This is a genomic window from Bacillus sp. iso_77, from assembly GCF_056173625.1.
On record NZ_CM149683.1, the window covers coordinates 2307357 to 2331261 of the forward strand.

Consider the following 23905-nt stretch of genomic DNA (forward strand, 5'->3'; position numbering starts at 1 on the left):
TAAGGAGGGAGAACGTTTGAATATAGGGTTAATCGGTACAGGAAACATGGGTACCATACTTACTGAGGCATTTATTGAATCAAAAGCAGTCAATCCCTCATCCATCACCATTACAAATCGGACCATCGAAAAAGCGTTCAATATAAAAAAGAATCACCCAGAGGTCGAAGTGACGAAACAGCTTTCAGGAGCTGTAACAGATAAAGATTTCATCTTTGTTTGTGTCAAACCACTTGATATTTATCCGCTTTTAAAAGAGCTGAGCCCACTTTTAAAAGAACAGCAAACCATTGTCATCATTACAAGTCCGGTTCATCCTGAACAGCTTCAAGACATTGTTCCTTGTCAAACAGCCAGACTGATCCCAAGCATCACCAACCGCGCATTATCAGGCGCATCACTTTTAACATTTGGTTCATCATGCAATGTCACGACAAAAGCAGCGCTCAGACAACTCGCTTCCCGCATTTCAACACCAATAGAAATTCATCATTCAATCACACGGGCAGCCTCAGATATTGTCAGCTGCGGTCCTGCCTTTATTAGCTTTCTTGTTCAGAAAATGATTGAAGCCGCTGTTGAAGAAACGGATATTTCAAAAGAAGAAGCCACCACATTATCAGAAGATATGCTTGTAGGACTTGGCCGTTTGATTGAAAAAAGGGTGTATACCCTGCCTACACTGCAAGAGAAGGTGTGTGTAAAAGGCGGCGTCACCGGCGAGGGCATTAAAGCACTTGAAGCAGGTGTTCAAGATATGTTCCATCAGCTTTTCCAGAACACTCATGACAAGTTCGATGAGGATGTAGAAGCGGTTGCGCATCAATACCCACCGAGTGTGTTTACTGATGATCTCAGAAATTAAACATGTTCGCAACAAGCGAAAAAAGGGTTTTAAAAAAACCATCGTCCATTAAACGATGGTTTTTGGTTTCTTCGCTGAAATAAAATATCTTTCTGCACATTCTTGAGGTGCTTCATTTGTAAAATCAGCGGTCACTTCAATCTGTTCAAAGCCAGCGGACTCAAGGAACGCTGCATATGTCTCAAAAGGAAATGTACGTTGTTCGTGCGTTTCATCATAACGTTCATACACGTCTCCGTCTTTTACAAAGAAGCTTAAATCATGAATGATCGAATATGGATGATCTCCTTTATCACTCTGCCAAATGTAGCTGATTTCTTCATCTTGATCGGCATAAGTAGAGCCAGGAAATACCTCTTCCATTTTATAAGGGGTATGAACATCAAACAATAAAACCCCACCTGTCTCTAAAAGCTGAAACATGTTTTTAAAGGTTTTTTTGACGTCATTTTCGTTTTTTAGATAATTCAAAGAATCACAGCAAATAACCGCTGCTTGAAAAGTTTGTTCAAACCCCTCAAGCTCTCTCATATCTTGATGTAAAAATTGAATAGACTGCTTATGAGCCTGTGCTTTTTGCTGCGCAAATGCCAGCATCTCTTCACTTAGGTCAATTCCTGTGACCATGTGGCCTTTTGCAGCTAACCGAAGAGAGATCTCTCCAGTTCCACAACCTACATCGATAATCGCACTATTCGGCTTGATATACCGCTGTATCCACTGAACCCATTCATCATAAGGGGCATGTGTCATGAGCTCATCATACACACCTGCAAACCCTTGATAAATCATGAGTTAATGCCAAGTGAAAGCGTTTCTCTCGGCGCATCTCCCCAAAGCTTCTCTAAGTTATAGTATCCTCTTTCCTCTTTGTGGAACACATGAGCAATGACATCTCCTAAATCAATCAAGACCCATCTTGCTTCGTCAAAGCCCTCCATCTTTTTAACTTCGATGCCGCCTTCTTCTGCAAGGTGTTTCACTTCTCTTGCAATGGCCTGTACTTGTTTGTCAGAATTCCCGTGACAAATAAGAAAATAATCTGCAACAAGTGAGATCCCTTGCATATTCAGGGCAATAATGTCCTCTGCCCGTTTATCATCGCACGCTCCTGCTGCGATGTTTAAAATTGATGATGCATCCATCAAAATTCCTCCTTAGTTGTTCTTTTGCACAAGTGAGTTATAAGTAGCAAGTGTATCTGGGAAAACTGGCTGATTCTTTTTCATTAAAAAGCTGACGGTGTTTTTTAAAGATTGAATCAAGGCAAGGTCCAAATCCTGCTCTGCTAACTCTCTTACTTCCTCTACACCAGGAAAATGGCGTCCTGGCTCTATATAGTCAGCGACATAAATGACTTTTTCAAGCAATGTCATATTCGGTCTGCCGGATGTATGGAATTCAATGGCTGTTAAAATATCTTGGTCGTCAATTCCAACTTCTTTTTTGACCAAATAGGCACCAACTGGGGCATGCCAAAGCTCAGGTGAATATTTAAGCAATAGAGGGTTCATCTGTTCTTGCTGGATGATGCCCTTCATTTCTTCTTTCGGTCTAAATTTAGCATAATCGTGGAAAATAGCCGCGACCTCTGCTTTTTTCACATCTGCACCAAAACGTTCAGCTAATGAAATGGCCGTCTCCATTACCCCAATTGTATGTGTATATCTATGCTCTGTTAACTGCTGTTTGACACAGTTTAAAGCTTCTTCACGATTCATATAAATGATGCTCCTTTATATAACACTCAACAGCTTTCGGAATCAAATAATCAACAGGTTTCCCCTGCTTCATTCGCTGCCTAATCAATGTCGATGATACATCAAAAGCCGGAACATCTGCAAACAAAAGAGGATACGCCGTACTTCCTTCATAACCTGGTCTTTTCATCCCAATAAAGGTGATCATCTGAAGCAAATCATCGATTCTATGCCATTTCGGCAAATACTCGACCATGTCCGCTCCAATCATAAAAAAGAACTCATCTTCAGGATGGCGCTTCTTTAACAGCTCAACCGTATCTACTGTATAAGATGGGCCCTCCCGCTCCATTTCAATAAGCTCAACTCGAAAATGAGGATTTGTCTGAATCGCTTTTTCCACCATTTTTACGCGGTGATGACTCTCTGCTCGTTTTCGGCCCGTTTTATGAGGGGGCTGGTGATTTGGGATAAACCAAATTTCATCAAGCCCTACTTGGAAACGCACCTCACTTGCCATCAGCAAATGCCCATTATGCGGGGGATCAAACGTACCGCCGAACAATCCTATTTTTTTCATATCATATCCACCTTTACGGCAGCTTAATTTGTTTATTTTCCTTTGATTCCTTATAAAGGACAATCACATTTCCGATCGTTTGAACGAGTTCAGCTTTTGCACCTTTTACAAGTGCTTTTGCAACCTCTGTTTTGTCCTCGTCGCAGTTTTGCAATACGCTAACTTTCAAAAGTTCTCTTGCTTCAAGCGCCTCGGAAATTTGCTTGACCATATTGTCATTTACCCCGCCTTTTCCAACTTGAAAAATAGGTGATAAATGATGTGCTTGCGCACGTAAAAAACGTTTTTGCTTACCTTTTAACATGGTGTTCCTCCTAATTTCTCTATGACAATTGACTTCATTTTTCGGGCGTCAGGTGTAATGCCAGTCCACAGTTCAAAGGCTCTTACCGCCTGACCAACAAACATGCCGACGCCATCGACTGTTTTCAAACCTAACCCGGCTGCTTCGCTTAGCAGCTTTGTTTCTATTGGATTATACACAATATCACAAACGACCGCTGTTTTTTTTGCGTTCGCTAAAGAAATGGGGGTTTCTTCAACATTCGGATACATACCAATCGAGGTCGTATGGATGATGACATCATATTCCCCAAGCCGCTCTTCTGCTGTATTTAATGCTATCGCACGAGATGTAATTTTCCCATCGGCACTTTCAATTAAAGCCTCAGCTTTTTCAATGGTGCGGTTGGCGATATCAAATTGTTTCGGTGCATACTCAGCAATTGTCGTGTAAATCGCTCTTGCTGCTCCACCAGCACCAAGCAGGAGAAATGACAGCTCTGATAACGGCTGATCCAACGCTTCAAGCAATGAATGAAGAAAACCCTCTCCATCTGTATTGTACCCAACGAGTTGACCATTTTCGAGGCGAACCGTATTGACGGCACGCAGACGTTCAGCTGTCACATCAATTTTGTCAAGGTACTGCATGATGTCTACCTTGTGCGGAACAGTGACGTTAAAGCCGCTGATTCCTAAGGCTTTCATACCGCTAATGGCATCTTTCAGGTCGTTTTCTTCTACTTGAAAGCCATGATAATGTCCATCAATTCCAGCATCCTTTAATGCTGCATTATGAATATCTGGAGACATTGAATGGCCAACAGGGTTACCGATTACTCCGTATAAAGGTTTCAAGGTCTCTCCCCCTCTGAACATTTAAATTAACGAACGTCTCATAAACACGTGCACGCCTTTTGGCGCATACACTTTGATTTGTTTCCCAGCATCATTTGCCGTCACCCAGCCTAATCCTGAAAAGACAATGTCCATTTTTGGCTGATCGATGGTGAAAGTGTGCGGAACGAGCGGCGGGAAATCTTCCATTCCCTCTTTTGATGGCGGTGAAAGCAGCTCACCTGCATGCTTTTCATATAAGTCATCTGCATTCTCCATCTTTGTCCTGTGAATGTTGAGTTCATTTGGCATGTAGCAAACAAAGGATGTTCTGCCGCCTTTTACATAATCAAATCGAGCCAGTCCGCCAAAGTAAAGCGTTTGAGCTTCATTTAACTGGAACGTTCTCGGTTTCAATTCTTTTTTCGGCGTTAAAATCTTTAAGTCATTTTTGCCGACATAGTGCGCCATTTGATGGCGGTTGATGATCCCCGGTGTATCGAATAAAGCAGACCCGTCATCAAGCGGGATTTCAATCGCATCAAGTGTTGTCCCTGGGTATTGGGATGTGGTGATCACATTCTCTTCTCCAGACACCTCTTTGATAATGCGGTTAATAAATGTTGATTTCCCAACATTTGTACAGCCGACAACATAGACATTTCTGCCCTCACGGTAATGATCAATGGCCTCCATAACCTCAGGCACACCTTGTCCTCTGCTCGCACTGATTAAAAACACATCAATCGGATTGAGCCCATTTTCTTTTGCTTCCCGCTTCATCCATTGAACAAGACGATCTTTTTTCACGGATTTCGGTAAAATATCTACCTTGTTGCCGACAAGTAAAATGGGATTACCACCAACAATACGGCTCAGTCCATTAATCCAGCTTCCGTTAAAGTCAAAAATATCAACGACCTTGACGATCAGAGAATCAGTCTCGCCAATGCTGTGTAAAATATTTAAAAAGTCGTCTTCTGTTAAAGATACATCCTGAATTTCATTGTAGTTCTTTAACCTAAAACAGCGCTGACAGATCACATCTTCTTTCAATAGAGATGCTGCCGGCGCATATCCTAATTGATCTTTATCTTCCGTCTGAATGGCTACACCGCAGCCAATACAAACAACCTTTTCCATTATTACTCTTCCTCCCACTGAATGTGGCCCTTACGCTTTAAGGCTCCTAAAATTCTGCGTTCAATCTGCCTGTTAAACTTCGTGAAAAATCCGTCCGATGCCGCAACAGGAACAACTAAAATGGTATGGAAGCCATGCCTGTTTCCGCCAAGCACATCTGTCATAAGCTGATCGCCAATGACAACCACATCTTCTTTCTTCAATTGCATATCAGCGACGGCCTTATTAAAGGCTCTTCCCATCGGTTTTCTCGCTTTATAAATAAACGGGATATGAACAGGCTCAGAAAAAAGCTTGACCCTTTTTTCATTATTGTTCGATACAATCGTCACCTGTATCCCGTGATCTTTCATCTCTTGAAACCATTCAATTAAACGCGGGGTCGCACTTGGACGATCCCATTCTACTAGTGTGTTATCTAAATCCGTAATAATTCCTTTTACATTTCGTTCTTTTAGTTTTTGCGGCGAAATGTGGAAAATACTTTTCACAAATTCATCCGGTAAGAAATACTTCTTTAGCACAATTTGCACCCTTTCTTCCATTGGTTTTTCAGCGATTGTGTCGAATCAAATCACAATTTGTCTGTCTATCGAATACAATGAAAAAGTTTTCGACATATGATGAGGACCTTCAACAGGTGTGGATAATTTTACACACATTATCCACCTATATTTCATCACGCTTTCATTCAATTATAAACACTCTACCCACAAGTTATCCACTTAACCATGTGGATAACAGAACGATTGTTCTTGTTTCCCATTCATGGTAGATTAAAGGTACTTCAAAGACATTCGATCAACCTATGATGATATGTCTTTTCCTCAAGTTTTATGCCAACTTTTTCAGGGGAGGTGTTTTTCCCATCATATGGGTTTCTAGTATGAAAAAGCTGTCAGATGATTTACTTATAGAATCGTATTATAAAGCAAATGAAATGAACTTAAATCGCGACTTCATTGAATTAATTGAGACAGAAATGAAAAGACGTTCGCTCGGGCATATGCTCTCTGTTTCCTCTTAATTCCATATATCCAGGAACCATGCCTCCCGAGCACTCTCCTTTTTTAAACTCAGGTGACTGATATTATATCACTTGCGCTATAGGCTTACTACTATTTTCCGTAAAAAACACCCCTTCTGATCAAAGAAGAGGTGTCTTATTTGCAAGGCTGTTCATTCCAAAACCATAACCCTCCACCTACGACCAAAATGACGACAAGGAACACAACAAGAAAAGCGTAACCGATTCCTGCTCCTTGAGCTGGATAAGGCGAACACGCAGGGTAAGGATAAGGACATCCCCACATATCAGTTACCTCCTTCTAGGAAGATATACTGTTAGAATATGCAAGGTGGATCGTCTTGTTTAGGCTGATGGCCTGCATTTAAAAATGTTTAATGACATCACGCTCTTTGATTTCGTTATAAATGATTCTTGCCCCTTTTGGTGTCATATGATTGCCAGAAGGGTCAATGAGGCCAGACTGAATCAAGGCGTTGTCACTATCTTCACCCGCTTCTCGGATGAACGCTTTCCAATTGTCGACAAGCGGCACTTGCTGTTTTTCAGCTACTTGTCTTGTGATGTCATTATATGAGTTTTGCCAAGCTCTCGCCCCGCCTCTCTCAGCAAAATAAGATGACTTATATCTAGAATAATAATACAAGCCCTTTTTGCCTCCTTCCACCACAGGCACGCACGTCATGAGGATCGGGGTAATTCCCTCTTTCCTACTTTCAGAAATGAAGTAGGATAAGTTTTCTTTAAATCGTTTTTTGGTCACACGGGGATGTTTCCCATCTAGAATCGCCGCATCATTTGTACCGAACATGATGAGGACGTAAGTTGGTTTTTGTTTTAAAATATCCTGCTCAAAGCGCAGCTTCGCATCTTCTGTTGTCTGCCCGCCAATCCCGGCATTCTGTACCTTGATTTGGCCACGCTCGACGTTTTTCATGAGATTCACCCATTTTTCAGATGTGGGATAATCTCGAAAATCCCAGTTCGATCCTCTTGTGTTACTGTCACCAAATGCAATCACGCTTTCCTGCACTGGTTTTGAGCACCCAGCCGCAACACATAACAGGATGAAAAGGAAAACAAATTTCTTCACAACATTCACCTCCAAAAGCCCTCTTCATATAGTAAACGACAAGACTTTTGGTTTCAATGAATGACTGTTTTCTTATTGTAATTGAACCGGCAGATAATCTCTGTCATGGTGCACCAGTTCGCTCACTTTCACAAACTCATAGCCCCTTTTCTTTAGTTCAGGTACGACTTGTTTCAGCGCTTCTACTGTCTGCTTACGATTTCCTCCGCCATCATGTAGAAGGATGATATCACCGCCCTGAATATTCTCAATAATACGGCTGGCAATTTTGTGTGCACCTGGCCTAGACCAGTCCTTCGGATCTTGCGTAAAGGACCACATCACGACATCGTATCCTTGCTTTGAAAGAATGCGGAATGACTTCATCGTCAAGCGCCCGCCCGGGGGACGAAATAATAAGGGTCCGCCAGGCTGGAGAGAAGCGATATGAGCCGCTGATTCTTTTAATTCTTGCTTAATTTCTTTCGATGACAAAAGGTCAAAATACGTATGGTTCATCGTGTGATTGCCAAGCTCATTTCCTTCGCTCACAATCCGCTCTGCGAGCAGGGGATATGCATGAATACGGCTTCCGATGACAAAAAAGCTGGCATTCACTTCATGCTCTCTCAGTACATCTAGTATTTGATTTGTGTATACCGGATGAGGCCCATCATCAAAGGTTAACGCAATCTTTTTCCGTTCCTCTCTCATGTCCCAAAAGGCTCGTCCCGTTTTTTCTAGGTCGATTCTTTTTAATGTACGCGCCTCTATGTTACCAGGAACAAAAGCGCATATTACCAATATACATAACAAGATATGCAACCCTTTCATCAGACCGCCTCCACAGAACATCATTACACATTAAATTGCCCGCTTTCTGATGAATTCATTCAAGTTTCGTGAACGTCTACGCTTCTTTTTCACATAAAAAAGCCGGCCCATCAGGCCCGCTTTTTGTCTCACGTTTGGTTTCTCTCTTCAACTGTCGAACGTTGCTTAGAATTCATACAGACACTCTCCTTCTTGGATTTGATTTTGAGCCCATAGCAATTTTTGATAATACTGGTTGGACTTCTGGTATTGTTGAGAGGTTTCTAAGGCTGTCGCAATTTCTAGTGAGATATCCTCTATATAAGAGTATAGGCTAAGTTTTTCCAAATAATCAATGGTTTTTTGCAGTTGTTCTTCATTGATTTCCTGAACATATAAAGCATCCAGATACTCAAACATATGACAGAACAGCTGGTCTTCATGCTTCTTTGCGGCCAATTTCCCATCCTCTAATATGCGCCTTGCTTCAGTCTGCTCATTTTGTCTAAAAAGCAGCTTGGCCAGTGTATAAAGTGTATGAGGCAGCGTGGGAAGCAGTTCTTTTTTGGCGAGGTCAGCCGATTCGGTTAAATATCGTTCTGCTTCTTCTCGATAACCTAACTCCCCGTAACATTTCCCTAAATTATAGAGTGCTGAGCTATAAATGCGCGGGTGGTCAATTTCGGATGCGAGTTGTTTCGCCTTTTTCAAGTGAGGCAGTGCTCGATCTTTACGTTTTAAATCTTGATAATTTCCCGAGATGACAAAGAGGCACTGAATAATGCGAATGGAATATGCATCATGTTGATCGTATATTTCAAGCGCTTTTAAAATATGGTGCATGGAGACATGCGTTTGTTTCATTATATAGTAGGCTTCTGCTACTTTAAAATGAAACTCGGCCTGCTCAATATCATCAAATACCATAGACAGCTGTTTTTCTGCCATGCGATAATATTTGACGGCCTCCAAATATTCTTTTTGACTAAACTCATGCATGCCACGAAAAAATGCATGGTAATAATGCAGCATATCAGATAACTCATGATTGGAATTTTCGATTTTATCGACAAGGTTAGATACTGAGAAAGGTTGATATTTTGAAGGGTGTATATAGTCGAGCATAATTTGGTGCCGAAAACACATGAGCTGATAATAAATCAGTAAATGCTGGTCCTCTTCCATACGTTCAATTTCCGCTTCTACTTCCGCTTTCAAGATTTCCGCATCTGGAACACTGAACTGCCGTATCATTCGATACCATTCATTAATTTTCATACCGACATGTGAAGAAAGAACCTTCCCCATGTTCCGAAAAAACCCCTTCCTTTTCGGTCTAATATTACATATTTTAGCACGCTTCTAGACCGCCAAGCACCGCAAAGAAACCGCAAACATATGAGAGGGGCAGCAAAAACATACGCATAAGCACGTTTCTTTCGAAAAAGATGATTTTTTCATCGTACAGACACAGACAATCCTTCCTTCACATACATTTGAGGATATAGGCAACGGCCTAAACATGGTGGAGGTGAAAATCGTGGCAGGAGTATTTACAGCGATGGGATTGATGGTCAAAGAATTGGTGTTTTTAGTGTCCTATGTCAAAAACAATGCCTTTCCACAACCCCTTTCGGGAGATGATGAGAAAAAATACTTAGCCCTTATGGCAGAGGGCGATGAACACGCAAGAAACATGCTGATTGAACATAACCTTCGGCTCGTCGCCCATATTGTCAAGAAATTTGAAAATACCGGGGAAGACGCTGAAGACCTCATCTCCATCGGGACGATCGGACTCATTAAAGCCATCGAAAGCTATTCCTCTGGAAAAGGAACAAAGCTGGCAACATATGCGGCGCGGTGTATTGAGAACGAAATCCTCATGCATTTACGCGCACTCAAAAAAACAAAAAAGGACGTCTCTCTGCATGACCCCATCGGTCAGGATAAAGAAGGCAACGAAATTTCATTAATTGACGTCTTAAAATCAGAAAATGAAGACGTGATTGATACCATTCAGCTCAACATGGAGCTTGAAAAAGTAAAAGAATATATCGACATTCTCGACGGCCGGGAAAAAGAAGTCATCGTCGGCCGGTTCGGTTTGGACTTAAAGAAAGAGAAAACGCAGCGGGAAATAGCCAAAGAACTTGGCATATCGCGGAGTTATGTGTCCCGGATTGAGAAGCGAGCGCTGATGAAAATGTTTCATGAATTTTACCGGGCGGAGAAGGAGAAACGGAAGCGGGAGAAGGGGAAGTGATTTGAAAGATGTAAAAGAACCACTTCATTTTGTGTGAGAAACAACAGACCGCATTAGGTCTGTTTTTTTATTTTAGCTCTATACTACTGTCTCTCTGCATTGCTTTTTATGCCTCTATTCAAGCTTCTCGTTGATACGCTGTATAAGAAACTGCATCTAGAACTGACTATCAGCCATATTTGTGTTGTACATTTATGACAATCTCCATTGCATGACATCAGTCAGGCTAAAGAAGGCAACGAAATTTCACTAATTGCCTTCTTAACATCTGAAAATGAAGATGTGACTGATACCATTCAGCTCTACATGACCGGTCCGGTTTGAAGTTAAAGAAAGAGAAGGCGAATTGAGCAGGGAATTTTAATAGAAAACATTTTGCAACAGAACAGGCCTTATAAGGTCTGTTTTTATTTGTTTAGGCTCTTACCATTTATGGATTATCTTTTAATTTTAAATATGGTTTTTGTATATTTTTTTGCCCTTCAAATCTGAAAAGTATATAATTAATATACTTGTATGACAAATAAAGAGGGGTGATTTCTATTACATTCAATCCTGTTTCCAATAAAAAATTATACATACAAATTTATAATCAGATCCTTTCTGAAATACAGTTAGGCTCTTTTCAAATAGGAGATAAACTTCCTTCAGAAAGGGAATTATGCGAACAATTTGGTGTCAGCCGCGCACCTGTTAGACAAGCCCTCAGTGCACTAGAAATGAATGGTATTATTTATTCACGTCAAGGAGAAGGTGTTTTCGTTAAGAGTACGACCATACACAATGAAGGGTCCATCTCTATGACATCGGCATCACCTGAGGATATCGTGGAAGCTAGAATGCATATCGAGCCTTTAATTATTCATTTTGCGGCTTTGAGAGCGACTGACGAAGATATTTTAGAACTGAAACAAACCATCAAAAAAATGGAAGAAGAAACACATTCAGGTGTATACGTCCCGGCAACTGACGAGCAGCTACATATGGGAATTGCAAAAGCGTCACATAATGATTTATTCATTACCTTTATGTCTTCCATTACGAATGCTATGAAGCAGCAGGAAATGTGGAGGTTTATACGTGATCGAACCGTTACCCGTTCTGACTATCGTGAGGTCAACTTTCAGGAGCATAAACTGATTATAGAAGCACTCGAAGAACGGAACGCAGCAGAAGCTGTGAAACGTATGACTGCCCACATGCAAAACCTATATGATCGATATTGGAAAAGCTAGGATCTTCCACTTCCAAATACGATATGAGAAGCTTCTTTTTATTTAATCGAAAAATAAGACGCATACAACAAGTAGAAGCCTTGCTGTTATGCGTCTTTGTCTTTTTAAGTTCATTTATTTTCCGATGCTCGGCACCCTTCGCATATTCCGTATAAGACTTTAACCCCTTCAGAGCCATAAGCGATGTCAATGATTTCTCCACATTCCCGGCAAACGATCGTATTTTGTGGTACATTTGTCTCTTTTTCCATGAAAATTTCAGCTCCAATCGTTTTATTCTCATGTATTGTCTCGTTTTCTTTCAGAACTTCTCCTGACAGCTAAATCACCACAATATTTCCCCTTACTACTTCCATCATAGTTTTTTATGACCCTCGTTTAAATAGACTTTTCTATACTGGATTTTTCTGTACTTGCTTTTACAACTAGTGCTTTTCCTGACTGTTTAACTAAAAACACAATAATAAAAGAAGCCAGTATCATACTAATACCTAAAAAAATCATACTGATGTGAAAAGAACCTGTGACATCCTTAATGTACCCGACTATATATGGCCCAAAGAAACCGCCAAGATTGCCAATACTGTTGATTAGTGCGATCGCTCCACCGGCGGCTGCTCCTGTTAGAAAAGAAGGGGGAATGGCCCAAAATGGAGAATAAGCACCAAAGGCTCCGCACAAGGCAATGGTTAAAAACACAAAGGATAAGATCACACTGGAATTTGCTATATAACTGCTAATGATCATGGCCATCGCACTGACAGTTAAGCAGGCAGATACATGCCATCGCCTCTCGTTTTTCTTGTCAGAATGATTCCCGACCAGCACCATTACAATGATAGCGACGGTATACATGAAACCTAACAGCCAGCCCATTCCCTGCGTACTTAAGGAAATGGTGTCAGATAATCCTTTAGAGATTGTCGGCAAAAACATATTGATGCCGTAAAATCCAACCATCCAGCAGAAATAGCCTGCCGATAAAATGAGTACATCTCGATCTTTTAAAGCTTGAGTGAATGTATATCGCTTGACCTGTTCTTTTTCAAGCTTTTCTTTTGTTGTGACATGAATCAGCCACTCTTTTTCATCTTGATTCAGCCATTTTACATCTTCAAGTTTGTCATCCAAATAAAAGAATGCAATTACTCCAAGAATGAGTGCTGGAATCGCTTCTAAAATAAACAGCCACTGCCACCCAGACATATCCAGCCAATCAACACCTAATAGAAATGTAGAAAGTGGTGCACCTAGGGCATTCGCTCCCGGAATCGCCAGCATAAATCCAGCAATGGCTTTGGCATGATGTTTGGTTTGATAAAAACCGCTCAAATAAAACACCATACATGGATAAAAACTAGCTTCTGCCGCACCCAATAAGAAACGTGCTGTATAAAACTGCCATGGTTCTTGGACAAAAGCCATTAAAATCGCAATAATTGCCCATGTCACCATAATTCGGCTGATCCATTTACTCGCACCGATCTTTGCCATAATGGCACTTCCCGGAACTTCTAATAAAAAATACCCTAAAAAGAATATTCCAGCCCCAAGTCCAAATACAGCATTTGAAAACCCTAAATCTTCATTCATTTGAAGAGCAGCAAATCCAATATTCACACGATCTAAAATAGCGATAACAAAACATAAGGATAAAAATGGGATAAGGCGAAGTGTAACTTTACGAGTCGTCGACTTTTCTAATGCTTGTTGATTCAACATGATTCCCCCTTCAAGTTGCTTTGGCCAACTGCGTGAAGATGTCTAAATGGCATGACACATCTTTATTAAGCGCTTACAAAATATCATTTCATCAATCATTTTGACTGTGACTCTACTTCCTTTTTATTTAAAATAGAGTCAGGCATGTTCATGTGCCTGCTCCATTTCTTTCTACTAGTCCATATGTGAACCACCATTGATATCGATTTCTTCTCCTGTAATGTAGGATGCTTCTTTAGTAGCCAAAAATGTAATAGCGGCTGCGATTTCTTTCGTTTCACCTGGTCGGCCAAGTGGTATATTATCAATTACTTTTTCGGCTTCATCGATAGGAAGTGACTTCCAAATATCCGTATTCACAAGGCCTGGTGCCACACAATTCACTGTGATACCATCTTTCCCTACTTCACGGGCAAGGTTTTTAGAAAAACCTAATACTGCTGCTTTGGAAGCTGAGTAATGTGCTCCTCCAAATACGCCTCCTCCCCTTTTAGCCGATACAGAAGACAGGTTGATAATACGCCCATATTGCTGCTTGATCATTGGTTCTAGCACGGCTTGTGTACACAAGAACAAACCAAACATATTTACATTAAATACTCTTGTCATATCTTCAAGTGTCATGTTCTGAACGGTTACTTTTTGAGAAATACCTGCATTATTCACCAATATGTCAATGCGGCCAAACGCCTCAAGCGTTACAGCCACCATTTGATCAATTGATTCCTTATTTGTTACATTTACTACTACGCCTAACGCTTTTCCTCCGGCTTTTTGAATGGCTTCTACTGTGAAGCGAATCCCTTCTTCATTGATATCTGCTACCACGACAGCAGCACCCTGTTTAGCAAGTGTTAGAGCGATTGTTCGGCCAATTCCTTTTTCAGAACCGCTCCCTGTTACAATAGCTACTTGATTGTTTAATGTAAACATTGTAAATAACCTACTTTCAAATGTGATTGTTCAGCATGTCTTTTGCTGTATTTATGATGTTTTCGATTGTTATTCCATTTATTTCTAAAAGCTTTTCGTAAGGTGCAGATTCTCCAAAACGGTCTTGCACTCCGATCCGTTTGACTTTTCCTCGACCTTCTTCTGCTACTACTTCACATACAGCACTGCCTAATCCGTTCAAAATGTTATGATCCTCTACAGTGATCATACGTCCAATATCAAGACACTCCAAAACCGCCTCTCGATCTAGAGGTTTGATCGTATGCATATCTAAAAGTGATGCTTCAATCCCTTGTTCTTCTAGTTTTTTAACCGCTTCCAAAGCAAGATATACTGTATCACCATTTGCAATGATCGCAATATCTTTGCCAGACCTTAATTTTTTGGCTTTTCCAATCACAAACTCCTCATGTTCATCATAAATCATCGGCACAGCATCTCGGGTAAAGCGCAAATACATGGGGCCATACGTATTCGCTGCCTCTTTGATCAATTTTCTCGTCGAATAGTAATCAGAGCCCATGATGACTGTCATGTTGGGAAATGTTCTTAAAACGCCCATATCTTCTATCGCTTGATGACTTCCACCGTCATTTCCCGGTGTCAATCCTCCGTGCGAGCAGGCAATCTTTACATTCAAATTCGGATAGCATATTTCTTGACGGATTTGCTCTGCCATGCGCAGCGAGCCAAAAACTGCGTAAGTGCTTACAAATGGAATTTTTCCAGTTGTCGCAAGACCAGCTGCCAGCCCGGCACCATTTTGTTCGGCAATTCCAACGTTCACATGCTGATTGGGAAGCTGCTTAATGAATTCTCCTGTTTTGCATGATTTGCCGATATCAATATCAATCACGTAAATATGTTGATTCTCTTTTCCTAACTTAACAATTTCATCACCGAAGGCTTCACGTGTCGCTTTTTTCTTAATGACCGCTTTTTCAGTTTGGCTCATGATCTCAAACCTCCTGCTAATTCTTCTAATGCCTGTTCATACTCTTTCTCATTTGGCGCAACACCGTGCCATGAGCAGATATTTTCCATGTAGGAAACGCCTTTGCCTTTAATCGTGTCTGCTACAATACATTTCGGCTTTCCATTTTTCATGTTTTTCACTTGATTCAATGTTTCGACTATCTCTTCCATCGAATGTCCGTCAATTCGCTTTGTTTCAAACCCGAATACTTCAAACTTCATTTCTATGTCTTGCAGCGGCATGATTTCCTCGCAGAAACCATCAATTTGCAGACGGTTATTGTCAACAAAAACAATTAAATTATCAAGACGGTATTTGACTGCGGTTTGAACCGCTTCCCAAATTTGTCCTTCTTGACATTCGCCATCGCCTACCATCGCAAATACCCGATAATCTTTTTCATCCCGTTTACCCGCAAGCGCCATACCAACCCCACAAGAAAGTCCTTGGCCTAATGAACCTGTTGAAATATCAATTCCAGGGCATTTCTTCATATCAGGATGACCTTGGAACGGTGAACCGTACTGTCTCAATTTGTATACGTTTTCAAAAGGGACATAACCTTTTAGCGCTAAGGCAGCATATTGAATAGGTGCAACATGGCCTTTCGATAAAACAAAACGATCTCGATCTTCCCAGTTAGGATTTTGAGGATCGATATTCATCTCTTTGAAATAAAGGGCCGTGATGATATCAGCAGCTGATAAAGAGCCGCCAGGATGCCCCGATTGCGCTTCATAAATCATCGTAATCGCCGTTTGTCTAAGTTCAATCGCTTTTGCTTTTAAATTCGCCAAACTTACATCTTTCACTGGATCACCTCATTTTATTATTTGAAATCCAATCTTATATTCTTAGTTACTTGTTCACTTGTATGACAAGTAATTTATGAGAACACTATACAATTCTTGCAAGCATTTGTCTATCTATTTTTTGAATTTTTAAACAATCAATGCAGATTTGTATTAGATGTTCTTTAGATTACATAGAGCAAAATTTTATAAAATCAGTATCCAACATAAAAAAACATCACTCGTCATTTTCATTGAGTGATGTTTCACATTCTGTATTTATCTCACTACCCCGTTTTCTTTTAAAAAACGCTCAAACAGCTGATTTCCTTCACCTTCAATTTTGTCATCTTCAATAGAATACTCGCCAATCAACAGCCCTAAATCTTCATATTTTTCATAATGCTTTAAAAGCGTTATCCCATACCATGTATGATCAAAGAATAATTGCCACTTTCCTGTTTCTAAACTCTTAAAAAACACTCCTTCAACATCAAGACCCTGTTCGTAATAGCCAACATGTACATGCATGGTATCATCTAAACGACACATTTTATTCTCCTTCTTGTTCCCCGTAAGAATTTATAGATCTTGCTGAAAATCAATCGTCCTCAACTCCACCCATTCAACACTATCAGGTATCGATTTTGTTTTTAGAAAATGTTGAACGATTTCATAAGCTTGATGTCGATCGACGTAGCTGCATGAAGGTACATACAATGGTGCGCCTGCAACGACATGCTTGATCGTTTCTATCTTCTCTACTTTTTTAAAAGGAACCAAAAAATCCGGATATCTCATGAGAAAAAAGCCATAAGGTTCATGATAAAAGAAAACAAGACTTTCCGTTTCCCATTCTTCGTCCACTTCAATAGAAGATTCTCCATTCCCTTGTTTCCAATAGTCTTCACCCTTATGGAAGAAGATTTCTTTCATCCATTCTTCTCCTGGATTTTCCACTGGAGCACCGGTTGGTCCATAATACAAAAACATTCCATTCTCTCCTTATTCATTTATTGATCCCTTGTTCTCTTTCCTTCAAATGTGTAAAATCCACACGTCTGTTTATTTAATTTTAGCATGCTGAATAACTGTGGATTTAATTTTTCAGCATCCTGGATGCTTACCCATTTTACTTCTTCAATATCATGATCAGGATCTAGAATATTCATCTCTCCCCCGATGATTTCCCCAAAAAACGTAAAAATAAGTGCATGATGCATGTTATCTTGAAAAAGTATTTCTCTAACAGAATGAAGTTCATTTACTTTGATCACATATCCTGTTTCTTCTCTCACCTCACGGATCACAGCTTGCTGCAGATGTTCTCCTTTTTCCACTGCACCACCGGGAAACTCCCAATAACCTTTCACATTTTTCACCATGAGAATATGTTCATCCATGTCATAAATCAAAGCTGACACCACGTCTACTCTCTTCAACTGAATCCTCCTCACCCATTGTCGAAAATATAAAACGAGCTGTTCATATCAATCTTTTCTCATTATACTGTATCCTTGTTACGAAAGATTGGAGGGCTTAGCTCGTGGATTATTATGCTCTTATTGATTGTCCAAATCAGATTTACGAGGAACATCGTCTCTCTTTTGAGACAATTCAAGGAGTCAAACGAGAAAATCATTGAAAAACAGACAAGTAAAAAACCTCCTTCATTTAGCGGGAGGTTTGTTTATTTGATTCTCTTTCAATTGTTTCTCATCGTATAACAAATATCTGATCCGCTGTAGATAATGGAGCGCAATATAACCGAGACAGAACATAAGCCCGATCATTGAAAGTATATAGATGGGCAGCATCAAACTAGGTACATTGTTTATGACAAAAGCCAAACCAACCACTGTCAGCATAACGAGACTTAAAAATCTTATCAATACCACTTGAAGTCCCCCTTCATATTCACCATAACAGATTTTCCCTTTATTTTCATGACCTGCCTAAAAAAAGATGCGAATCCGCTAAGATTCACACCAAAAGGGGTATTACCTATTCGACTCACTTCTCTTCTCACGCGCTTCCTTCCACTGCTCAAGCTCAGACACCGTCAATAATTGATATCCTTGTTTGGTGAGTTCTTTGATAATCGTGACGGCTGCGTTGGCTGAGGTGTCATAGATGTCGTGCATTAAAATCGTTTCACCGCTAGATGCATGAGTTAGAATGTAGTTCGCGACGTATTGGCTGTTTCGATATTTCCAGTCTTCAGGATCCACATCCCAAAGGGTCACTTTCATGTGAAGAGCTTCGTTGATTTGCCCGTTTGTCCCGCCATATGGTGGTCTAAAATGAGTCGGTGTGAACCCGCTCGCTTTTTCAATGATTTGCTGCGTGTCTTCTACTTGTTTGACCGCTTGTTTTAAAGGAAGTCTTGTGAGCAAAGGGTGGTTATAGGAATGGTTTCCAATTTCATTTCCACCCTTTCTGATTTCACTTAACATATCGGGATAATACTGAACCCTGCTGCCTAATACAAAAAATGTGGCATGTCCTTTGTTCTCTTTTAATGCTGTTAAAATTTTTGAGGTCGTTGATGGATTGGGCCCATCATCAAATGTGAGTGCAATGGCTTTTTGATTCGGATGAAATGTGGATGTTTTCGGCAGTTTCACAATCTTTCTTGTTGGAATCGGTTCTTTTTTCTCGTTTTTGTTCATTTCTTTCTTCATATATTCAGGTTTTAATATTCCTTTCAGCAGTGTTTTCTTAATCGCTAACACTTGAGGGCCTTGATGATTTGGAGCGATTTGTCCTCTTGGAAAGTAGAATTCGATATAGCGATCCTTGATGGCAAAATACTGATAGTTCTTCGCCACAGGAGACGTTCCCTGTTTGAGCAGCGGCTGATTTTCAGCTAGCGTTCGATCTTTTTTTAATTCCTCAAAAGTCATATGAGATAATTTTTGAAGATTGTCCTTCTTTGATAGAAAGATATCGTTGATTGATAAAAATGTCTGTTTCTTGAAATCAAAGTTCATCACCTTCGTTTGATTGACGCCTTGCTTTCCGCCCTTCACTTCATATGTATTGAATTTGATTGCGACTGTTTGCTTGGCATAATGAATGATCTCATAATCGATGTTTAGTTCGTATCGTTTCTCTTCATTGACATCACTCGCTTGACTAAACGATGTTTTAAACCTTTCTAATGCTGTCTCTGCAAATCTTTTGATCTCCTGATCTAGTTTTTCTTGATGAAACAGCGGATAGTTGACAGCATATCTCATGAATTTCCCGTCATTCACAAGTGTAACTATTTCAACTTGTTTGTAGCTCGCATCTTGTTCTACTTTTTTTCTCTCTGTCCCGCTTGCTTGCTGATTATGATAAAATCCAGCGATTCCGATGACAATCGCAAGACCGCATAGAACAAGAATGACTTTCCCTTTGATTGACACAATGATTCTCCTCTCGTGATGCCGTCCTGTCTGGATGACGTGTGTTTGTAGGATAGACTTTTCGCAGCCCCTTTTTAGTTTGCAAAAAACACATTTGTCACATTTTCGACATATTTTACGAGAGACATATAAAAAGGGCTTGATCACTCAGCCCTTATTTTTGCATATACAGTTGGAATAACTTTGTTTCTTCATCAATAGAGCGTGCCTGGTCAAAAGCTGCTCTGACTGTCTTTGAGTTGTTCACCAGCTCATACAGCATGGTGAGAACAAAAATAAATGACGCATTTCCATCAATGTAGTCATCGGGCGCTGTATAGGATATCGCCCCTGTTTCTAAAAAAGCTTCTGCCACCTTTTTTTCGCCTAATGTACAGCCTGTACATATAATGTGGACTCCATTTAACGAAGCATACCGCTTTATGTCATCCGCACCAAAAGCAGCACCTCTCGGCTCACCCTCTTCGTATACATCTTCTCCTAACTCCGGTATGAGAAACGCTCCTTCTTCCCCGTGAAAGGATAAAAGAATGAAGTCCGTCTCGCCTCTATTTTTCCCTGATAAAACATCAATCAGGTCATTCGGTCGGCCTATCCAATGCATATCGACTTTTGCACCAAAGTTTTCAAGTGCGGCACGCAGCGCAAAGGATTCCAGCTCACTATTTGGTCCGGCTGCCAATGTGATGCGCATGACTGGCTGGCTCATTTATATCCCCTCCAAACGATGATAAACATAGCACCATTTTTTCCTCATCTACATAAGCACCATTTATTTTTAGTGCTTTTTCCTCTACCACATACGACTTAAATCCAACAGACTTGTAAAGATGTTTGGCTGAGTCGTTTGTTGTGACCACTGTTAAATACAGTTGTTCGATATCTTTTCTTTCGCGCGCAAAAGAAAGAACTTTTGTCAGGAGCGCTTTCCCAATTCCTTTTCCACGGCCATTAGCCTTTACATACATCGCTGCCACATTGGCACGGTGCTTTAATTTCTGCAAGGTTTCTTGTATGAGTGTAACCGAGCCGACCAGCTGACCTTGATGAAAGGCGCCGAATGTCCACATAGATTGTGTAGAGGCAAAACGAGCCTTATATTTATTCTTCGTATCTAGCTTCTCTTCCTCGTAACTCATAGCAAAACTCTCTGGATTTAATCGGAGTGCTTCTAATCTCAAGTTCGCATATTCTTGAGCATCTTCTGGTGTTAACAATCGAATATTCAGAAAATCGCCTCCATCAGAATGAATTGATACTTCCAATTTTATCTTGAAAGGCGCTTTTGATCAAAGAATATTGGTTCATTTACATATAGCACATTTCTTATAGACTTTTAGGCTCTCTTTCGTTTTTGTGAAAACAAGGTCATTTTGATCATGTTCACTCGATATTTCCTATCCAAAACGATTCTTTTCTCACTTATCTTTTCACTTTTTTTATATTAACCTATAACTAATTCATAAAAAAAAGAAAAAAAAGGATTGATATGAACAAAAACATATCATAAGATAGAATAGTAATAAAAAGACAAAAAAGGGAGGAATTTGATATGACAGAAACAAGAAATGAAATCAAACTACATGTTCTTTTTGGTGCTTTAGCAGTAGGATTCCTTATGCTAGCTCTTTTTTCCTTCTCGCTACAAGTACTGCCAGTTGCTGATCTAGCAAAAGAATTTGGTATTCCAGGCAGTGTTGCCGCTGTAGTTCTTAATGTGGTTGAAGCGGGTGGAGCTGTCACTACAATTGTCTCCATTTTAACTGCTGTAGGTTCAGGCGGTCTTTCTCTTATTGCTGCGGCTGGTAAAGAGACAATTCGTCAATACCTTAAAAACGAAATTAAGAAAAAAGGCCGTAAAGCCGTTATCGCTTGGTAATTTATTTAACGACTCAATAGAAGGAGACTCTGTTCTCCTTCTATTTAAATTTTAGTGCAGGTGAGAAGATGTTATATCCATTATTATCACTACTTCTATCCATTAGACTGAAGCAACAGTATTCTAATATCGCTCAGTTCGTTATACGAAAAATTCCATTTCTTAAGTCGTTTTCTTCAAAACAGTACATATTTTTTTCTTGTATTCTTGATATCATATTCGGATGCATGATTGTATTCGTGATTTCTTCATTTCTTTACTCCCCCGTCTATCAAATAGAATGGGAAAGTGCTTTTGTGATGTTTTTATTTTTATTTTCTATCGTCAAAGGAATTGAATCTTATAGAAGAACTCATCTTCTTCCTTTTAAAGAATTGATACAGCTAGCACCTGTTTCCTCTAGACAACTTTTTCAAACGCTTCTGTTTTCAGAATTGATTTGGCTTGTGTTTACGAGTTTGAGCACTTATTTGATCTATTTTTTGTTCCAATATGATATTGTTCAAACACACGATCTGGCATTCTGGTTAAAACATGTCAATGTGATGCTGACAAGTATCTTCCTATTTATCATCAGCAATAAGATATTCGGTGCTTATATCTATAACATCGTCGTGAAAAAAATCGGGGCCATTCGTGTCCTCTTTTTTGCAAGCATCGCTTTGCTTTTTTTCTTTTTCGGAAGGGTTCTCATATTAAACATCATTTTCCCTTTTTATCACACCTTCCAAAAACTATTTCAATCGATCTCATCGCTTGCAGAGGATTCGTTTTGGATCACTCTTTCCAACAAGCTGATCTCTTTATATCAACATGATCTTCAGCAAATGCATCATGCTTTATTTTCAGATGGCTCTGTTTTTCTACAATTTCAAGCCCTTTTTAATTCACCTATTACATTGATTGTTGTGATACTAGGTAGTGCGCTTGTCATGAGAAGTCCTGTTCGATGGATTCCAACGGAAAAAGATCAAGACCAAAGCTCAAAGCATTTTCGGGATTTATTTTATTGGTACTTTCAAGTACTGCATAAAATTCAGGGTTCGCTGTTTAGACAAAATGTGTTGATCCAAAAAGACATCAAGCTGCTGGAAGAAAAAAGGTGGCTCTTATCTAAAGAATTTTTTAATTATATGTTCATGTCATATGAAGCCTTCTTTTATATTGGTGTTTTTACCGGATTGATCTCGATCATCGATCATCAAGCCTTGCAAATTCAGCTGCTATTCACACTCAATATTATGATACTAGCGAATCAATCTTATGAGATGAGAATGCTGACACCTTCTATTTTTGCTTTAAGTGCTGAAAAAAAGAACATTTGGCTTTACGAGCTTTCTCAAATATCTCTTTTGCAATTTTTCTTATCAAAAATCCAGTTATTTTATTGTTTATTTTCCATACCAGCGCTCTTTTTACTATTCATTAATCTATCTATTATGACTGTGTATCAACTGTTTCATGTTCAGATGCTCATTCAACTGGTGGTATTAGGGGTTGGCTTTTTCATTTTTCCTTTGATTCAGCTTTACTTGTTTCCATTCACAACGAAATTCAATTTTATTCATGAGCATGAAATAGGGACAACAAATGAGGAACTAGAGATCATCGATAAAGGTCAGGCATTTGCAAGAAACTTTCTTGTTCTGCCTTTTATGTACTATTTGATTTTGACCTCTTTTCTCCCTATATTGCAGCAATCCTCAGGGCTCGTAAACGTGCTGTTCGCTATATATTTTGTGATCGTTTCAGTGATTTGCTGGATATTATGCCGCAAGACCATTTATAAAGGAATTGAGTATGTTGAAAAAAATAAGATATTTTCTATCGGAGAATAGATTGATTCTACGCCTCGGCTATCTTTACGCCGGTGTATTTATTGTAGCTTTGCTCATTGGAAGTCTCCTTCCTTATGATCAGATTCCTTATTTAAAAAAGGATGAAGACATGTTTTTTCTCTCTATTTTTTCAAACAATTTACAGGTTGGGCTTGCCATTCTAGGTATCGGGGCTTTTACTGGCGGCATTATGTCTGCTGGCATTCTTTTTTATAATGGCTATATCATTGGAAAACTCATTCAGTTTTTGATAGCTCAGCATGAAGTGCAGCAGTTATTCACTGGCCTCATGCCACATGCTTTTGTTGAGGTTCTTGGTTTGATCCTATTTTCAATCGTCAGTGCTTTTCCATTTATTTATCTTTACCGGTTTATGAAAGGTAAGGCCATTGATGTAAGAAAGCTGACTCGGACTGTGATTCAGTTAATCTTTGCCGCTGTAGTGCTCTTGTTGATTGCCTCTCTTTTAGAGGAATATGTCAGCCATGTACATCTATCTTAGAAGAAAGGAG

Annotated in this window: 31 protein-coding genes and 1 pseudogene; 8 read left to right on the forward strand and 24 right to left on the reverse strand. The window is 39.8% G+C overall.

Annotated elements, in window-relative coordinates:
* Positions 1 to 16: 16 nt before the first annotated feature.
* The gene (comER, locus tag AC0VYC_RS11815) at positions 17 to 865 is read left to right on the forward strand and encodes a late competence protein ComER (RefSeq protein WP_008342498.1); all 849 of its coding nucleotides are present in this window, start codon (positions 17 to 19) and stop codon (positions 863 to 865) included.
* Between the two features lie 48 nt (positions 866 to 913).
* Here the strand turns inward: comER and AC0VYC_RS11820 are convergent, their stop codons facing one another.
* Genes AC0VYC_RS11820 through AC0VYC_RS11855 form a run of 8 tightly spaced genes read right to left on the reverse strand, consistent with a single transcriptional unit; the run spans position 914 to position 5931 of the window.
* Complete coding sequence (locus tag AC0VYC_RS11820; protein WP_135009260.1) at positions 914 to 1657, reverse strand: class I SAM-dependent DNA methyltransferase; 744 nt, start codon at positions 1655 to 1657, stop codon at positions 914 to 916.
* Positions 1654 to 2010 carry a ribosome silencing factor gene (rsfS, locus tag AC0VYC_RS11825; RefSeq protein ID WP_008342502.1) on the reverse strand — a complete coding sequence of 119 codons (357 nt, stop codon included), beginning with the start codon at positions 2008 to 2010 and terminating at the stop codon, positions 1654 to 1656. Before rsfS ends, AC0VYC_RS11820 begins: the two co-directional genes overlap by 4 nt.
* A gap of 12 nt (positions 2011 to 2022) precedes the next feature.
* The gene (yqeK, locus tag AC0VYC_RS11830) at positions 2023 to 2586 is read right to left on the reverse strand and encodes a bis(5'-nucleosyl)-tetraphosphatase (symmetrical) YqeK (protein ID WP_017358029.1); all 564 of its coding nucleotides are present in this window, start codon (positions 2584 to 2586) and stop codon (positions 2023 to 2025) included.
* Entirely contained in the window at positions 2576 to 3145 is a 570-nt protein-coding gene (locus AC0VYC_RS11835) for a nicotinate-nucleotide adenylyltransferase (RefSeq protein WP_039167215.1), read from the reverse strand. The genes yqeK and AC0VYC_RS11835 overlap by 11 nt, the downstream gene beginning before the upstream one ends.
* Before the next feature lie 13 nt (positions 3146 to 3158).
* Positions 3159 to 3449: a ribosome assembly RNA-binding protein YhbY gene (gene yhbY / locus AC0VYC_RS11840; RefSeq protein ID WP_008342507.1), complete on the reverse strand. Its 291-nt coding sequence runs from the start codon at positions 3447 to 3449 to the stop codon at positions 3159 to 3161.
* Complete coding sequence (aroE, locus tag AC0VYC_RS11845) at positions 3443 to 4285, reverse strand: shikimate dehydrogenase (protein ID WP_096881642.1); 843 nt, start codon at positions 4283 to 4285, stop codon at positions 3443 to 3445. Before aroE ends, yhbY begins: the two co-directional genes overlap by 7 nt.
* 21 nt (positions 4286 to 4306) lie before the next feature.
* Positions 4307 to 5407 (reverse strand): ribosome biogenesis GTPase YqeH, encoded by a 1101-nt coding sequence (gene yqeH / locus AC0VYC_RS11850; protein WP_007501357.1) that lies wholly within the window; start codon positions 5405 to 5407, stop codon positions 4307 to 4309.
* Positions 5408 to 5409: 2 nt separating this feature from the next.
* A complete protein-coding gene (locus AC0VYC_RS11855; RefSeq protein WP_008356191.1) occupies positions 5410 to 5931 on the reverse strand; it encodes a YqeG family HAD IIIA-type phosphatase in 522 nt (173 codons plus the stop codon).
* A 362-nt stretch (positions 5932 to 6293) separates the two neighbouring features.
* On the opposite strand from AC0VYC_RS11855, the gene AC0VYC_RS11860 reads away from it, so the two are divergent.
* Positions 6294 to 6434, forward strand: a complete 141-nt coding sequence (locus AC0VYC_RS11860) for a sporulation histidine kinase inhibitor Sda (RefSeq protein ID WP_003217327.1) — start codon at positions 6294 to 6296, stop codon at positions 6432 to 6434.
* Between the two features lie 136 nt (positions 6435 to 6570).
* Here AC0VYC_RS11860 and AC0VYC_RS11865 read toward each other — a convergent pair whose 3' ends face one another.
* The 4 genes from AC0VYC_RS11865 to AC0VYC_RS11880 all read right to left on the reverse strand — a co-directional run bounded on the left by AC0VYC_RS11865 (position 6571) and on the right by AC0VYC_RS11880 (position 9627).
* A complete protein-coding gene (locus AC0VYC_RS11865; RefSeq protein WP_003217499.1) occupies positions 6571 to 6720 on the reverse strand; it encodes a hypothetical protein in 150 nt (49 codons plus the stop codon).
* Between the two features lie 78 nt (positions 6721 to 6798).
* Positions 6799 to 7527 carry an SGNH/GDSL hydrolase family protein gene (locus tag AC0VYC_RS11870; protein WP_169476094.1) on the reverse strand — a complete coding sequence of 243 codons (729 nt, stop codon included), beginning with the start codon at positions 7525 to 7527 and terminating at the stop codon, positions 6799 to 6801.
* A 72-nt stretch (positions 7528 to 7599) separates the two neighbouring features.
* Positions 7600 to 8340: a polysaccharide deacetylase family protein gene (locus tag AC0VYC_RS11875; RefSeq protein WP_100325283.1), complete on the reverse strand. Its 741-nt coding sequence runs from the start codon at positions 8338 to 8340 to the stop codon at positions 7600 to 7602.
* A gap of 165 nt (positions 8341 to 8505) precedes the next feature.
* Positions 8506 to 9627: a response regulator aspartate phosphatase gene (locus AC0VYC_RS11880; protein ID WP_007501361.1), complete on the reverse strand. Its 1122-nt coding sequence runs from the start codon at positions 9625 to 9627 to the stop codon at positions 8506 to 8508.
* 229 nt (positions 9628 to 9856) lie between these two features.
* Here AC0VYC_RS11880 and sigK point away from each other — a divergent pair, with 229 nt between their 5' ends.
* From sigK to AC0VYC_RS11895, 3 genes and pseudogenes are all read left to right on the forward strand, one after another.
* Entirely contained in the window at positions 9857 to 10585 is a 729-nt protein-coding gene (sigK, locus tag AC0VYC_RS11885; RefSeq protein WP_058014952.1) for an RNA polymerase sporulation sigma factor SigK, read from the forward strand.
* A gap of 207 nt (positions 10586 to 10792) precedes the next feature.
* A pseudogene (locus tag AC0VYC_RS11890) lies at positions 10793 to 10894 on the forward strand (RNA polymerase subunit sigma-70); the annotation flags it as partial.
* A gap of 224 nt (positions 10895 to 11118) precedes the next feature.
* Entirely contained in the window at positions 11119 to 11820 is a 702-nt protein-coding gene (locus AC0VYC_RS11895; RefSeq protein ID WP_178930350.1) for a FadR/GntR family transcriptional regulator, read from the forward strand.
* Between the two features lie 110 nt (positions 11821 to 11930).
* On the opposite strand, the gene AC0VYC_RS11900 is transcribed toward AC0VYC_RS11895, so the two are convergent.
* The 12 genes from AC0VYC_RS11900 to AC0VYC_RS11955 all read right to left on the reverse strand — a co-directional run bounded on the left by AC0VYC_RS11900 (position 11931) and on the right by AC0VYC_RS11955 (position 20941).
* A complete protein-coding gene (locus AC0VYC_RS11900; RefSeq protein WP_017358037.1) occupies positions 11931 to 12071 on the reverse strand; it encodes a GapA-binding peptide SR1P in 141 nt (46 codons plus the stop codon).
* A 127-nt stretch (positions 12072 to 12198) separates the two neighbouring features.
* Positions 12199 to 13539, reverse strand: coding sequence for an MFS transporter (locus AC0VYC_RS11905; RefSeq protein ID WP_024718794.1), 1341 nt, complete (start codon positions 13537 to 13539; stop codon positions 12199 to 12201).
* A 177-nt stretch (positions 13540 to 13716) separates the two neighbouring features.
* The gene (locus AC0VYC_RS11910) at positions 13717 to 14475 is read right to left on the reverse strand and encodes an SDR family NAD(P)-dependent oxidoreductase (RefSeq protein WP_008342528.1); all 759 of its coding nucleotides are present in this window, start codon (positions 14473 to 14475) and stop codon (positions 13717 to 13719) included.
* Positions 14476 to 14491: 16 nt separating this feature from the next.
* The gene (locus AC0VYC_RS11915; protein ID WP_327855299.1) at positions 14492 to 15451 is read right to left on the reverse strand and encodes a transketolase family protein; all 960 of its coding nucleotides are present in this window, start codon (positions 15449 to 15451) and stop codon (positions 14492 to 14494) included.
* Complete coding sequence (locus tag AC0VYC_RS11920) at positions 15448 to 16284, reverse strand: transketolase (RefSeq protein WP_017358041.1); 837 nt, start codon at positions 16282 to 16284, stop codon at positions 15448 to 15450. The genes AC0VYC_RS11915 and AC0VYC_RS11920 overlap by 4 nt, the downstream gene beginning before the upstream one ends.
* 258 nt (positions 16285 to 16542) lie before the next feature.
* Positions 16543 to 16815 (reverse strand): DUF3986 family protein, encoded by a 273-nt coding sequence (locus AC0VYC_RS11925; RefSeq protein ID WP_017358042.1) that lies wholly within the window; start codon positions 16813 to 16815, stop codon positions 16543 to 16545.
* A gap of 30 nt (positions 16816 to 16845) precedes the next feature.
* Positions 16846 to 17256, reverse strand: a complete 411-nt coding sequence (locus AC0VYC_RS11930) for an Imm1 family immunity protein (protein WP_135009319.1) — start codon at positions 17254 to 17256, stop codon at positions 16846 to 16848.
* Between the two features lie 20 nt (positions 17257 to 17276).
* Complete coding sequence (locus AC0VYC_RS11935; protein ID WP_274660617.1) at positions 17277 to 17705, reverse strand: NUDIX hydrolase; 429 nt, start codon at positions 17703 to 17705, stop codon at positions 17277 to 17279.
* 228 nt (positions 17706 to 17933) lie between these two features.
* Complete coding sequence (locus tag AC0VYC_RS11940; protein ID WP_144668572.1) at positions 17934 to 18161, reverse strand: hypothetical protein; 228 nt, start codon at positions 18159 to 18161, stop codon at positions 17934 to 17936.
* A gap of 102 nt (positions 18162 to 18263) precedes the next feature.
* Positions 18264 to 19676 (reverse strand): polysaccharide deacetylase family protein, encoded by a 1413-nt coding sequence (locus tag AC0VYC_RS11945; RefSeq protein ID WP_475388522.1) that lies wholly within the window; start codon positions 19674 to 19676, stop codon positions 18264 to 18266.
* Positions 19677 to 19830: 154 nt separating this feature from the next.
* Positions 19831 to 20385: a hypothetical protein gene (locus AC0VYC_RS11950; protein WP_024718788.1), complete on the reverse strand. Its 555-nt coding sequence runs from the start codon at positions 20383 to 20385 to the stop codon at positions 19831 to 19833.
* Positions 20339 to 20941: a GNAT family N-acetyltransferase gene (locus AC0VYC_RS11955; RefSeq protein WP_349773989.1), complete on the reverse strand. Its 603-nt coding sequence runs from the start codon at positions 20939 to 20941 to the stop codon at positions 20339 to 20341. Before AC0VYC_RS11955 ends, AC0VYC_RS11950 begins: the two co-directional genes overlap by 47 nt.
* Positions 20942 to 21228: 287 nt before the next feature.
* On the opposite strand from AC0VYC_RS11955, the gene AC0VYC_RS11960 reads away from it, so the two are divergent.
* From AC0VYC_RS11960 to AC0VYC_RS11970, 3 genes are all read left to right on the forward strand, one after another.
* Entirely contained in the window at positions 21229 to 21555 is a 327-nt protein-coding gene (locus AC0VYC_RS11960; RefSeq protein WP_017358050.1) for an uberolysin/carnocyclin family circular bacteriocin, read from the forward strand.
* A gap of 299 nt (positions 21556 to 21854) precedes the next feature.
* Positions 21855 to 23393 carry a hypothetical protein gene (locus tag AC0VYC_RS11965; RefSeq protein ID WP_475388525.1) on the forward strand — a complete coding sequence of 513 codons (1539 nt, stop codon included), beginning with the start codon at positions 21855 to 21857 and terminating at the stop codon, positions 23391 to 23393.
* Between the two features lies 1 nt (position 23394).
* On the forward strand, positions 23395 to 23895 hold the full coding sequence (locus AC0VYC_RS11970; RefSeq protein WP_039167181.1) for a stage II sporulation protein M: 501 nt from the start codon (positions 23395 to 23397) through the stop codon (positions 23893 to 23895).
* Positions 23896 to 23905: the final 10 nt, after the last annotated feature.

What these genes read in the sequence shown, in the direction of transcription:
- yqeK (WP_017358029.1), bottom strand. Translation starts at nt 2,586, where the DNA reads ATGAATCGTGAAGAAGCTTTAAACTGTGTCAAACAGCAGTTAACAGAG.
- AC0VYC_RS11860 (WP_003217327.1), top strand. Translation starts at nt 6,294, where the DNA reads ATGAAAAAGCTGTCAGATGATTTACTTATAGAATCGTATTATAAAGCA.
- AC0VYC_RS11900 (WP_017358037.1), bottom strand. Translation starts at nt 12,071, where the DNA reads ATGGAAAAAGAGACAAATGTACCACAAAATACGATCGTTTGCCGGGAA.
- AC0VYC_RS11960 (WP_017358050.1), top strand. Translation starts at nt 21,229, where the DNA reads ATGACAGAAACAAGAAATGAAATCAAACTACATGTTCTTTTTGGTGCT.
- AC0VYC_RS11915 (WP_327855299.1), bottom strand. Translation starts at nt 15,451, where the DNA reads ATGAGCCAAACTGAAAAAGCGGTCATTAAGAAAAAAGCGACACGTGAA.
- AC0VYC_RS11835 (WP_039167215.1), bottom strand. Translation starts at nt 3,145, where the DNA reads ATGAAAAAAATAGGATTGTTCGGCGGTACGTTTGATCCCCCGCATAAT.
- AC0VYC_RS11820 (WP_135009260.1), bottom strand. Translation starts at nt 1,657, where the DNA reads ATGATTTATCAAGGGTTTGCAGGTGTGTATGATGAGCTCATGACACAT.
- yhbY (WP_008342507.1), bottom strand. Translation starts at nt 3,449, where the DNA reads ATGTTAAAAGGTAAGCAAAAACGTTTTTTACGTGCGCAAGCACATCAT.
- yqeH (WP_007501357.1), bottom strand. Translation starts at nt 5,407, where the DNA reads ATGGAAAAGGTTGTTTGTATTGGCTGCGGTGTAGCCATTCAGACGGAA.
- AC0VYC_RS11910 (WP_008342528.1), bottom strand. Translation starts at nt 14,475, where the DNA reads ATGTTTACATTAAACAATCAAGTAGCTATTGTAACAGGGAGCGGTTCT.
- AC0VYC_RS11875 (WP_100325283.1), bottom strand. Translation starts at nt 8,340, where the DNA reads ATGAAAGGGTTGCATATCTTGTTATGTATATTGGTAATATGCGCTTTT.
- rsfS (WP_008342502.1), bottom strand. Translation starts at nt 2,010, where the DNA reads ATGGATGCATCATCAATTTTAAACATCGCAGCAGGAGCGTGCGATGAT.
- AC0VYC_RS11950 (WP_024718788.1), bottom strand. Translation starts at nt 20,385, where the DNA reads ATGAGCCAGCCAGTCATGCGCATCACATTGGCAGCCGGACCAAATAGT.
- AC0VYC_RS11965 (WP_475388525.1), top strand. Translation starts at nt 21,855, where the DNA reads ATGTTTTTATTTTTATTTTCTATCGTCAAAGGAATTGAATCTTATAGA.
- AC0VYC_RS11930 (WP_135009319.1), bottom strand. Translation starts at nt 17,256, where the DNA reads ATGTTTTTGTATTATGGACCAACCGGTGCTCCAGTGGAAAATCCAGGA.
- AC0VYC_RS11880 (WP_007501361.1), bottom strand. Translation starts at nt 9,627, where the DNA reads ATGGGGAAGGTTCTTTCTTCACATGTCGGTATGAAAATTAATGAATGG.
- AC0VYC_RS11865 (WP_003217499.1), bottom strand. Translation starts at nt 6,720, where the DNA reads ATGTGGGGATGTCCTTATCCTTACCCTGCGTGTTCGCCTTATCCAGCT.
- AC0VYC_RS11925 (WP_017358042.1), bottom strand. Translation starts at nt 16,815, where the DNA reads ATGTGTCGTTTAGATGATACCATGCATGTACATGTTGGCTATTACGAA.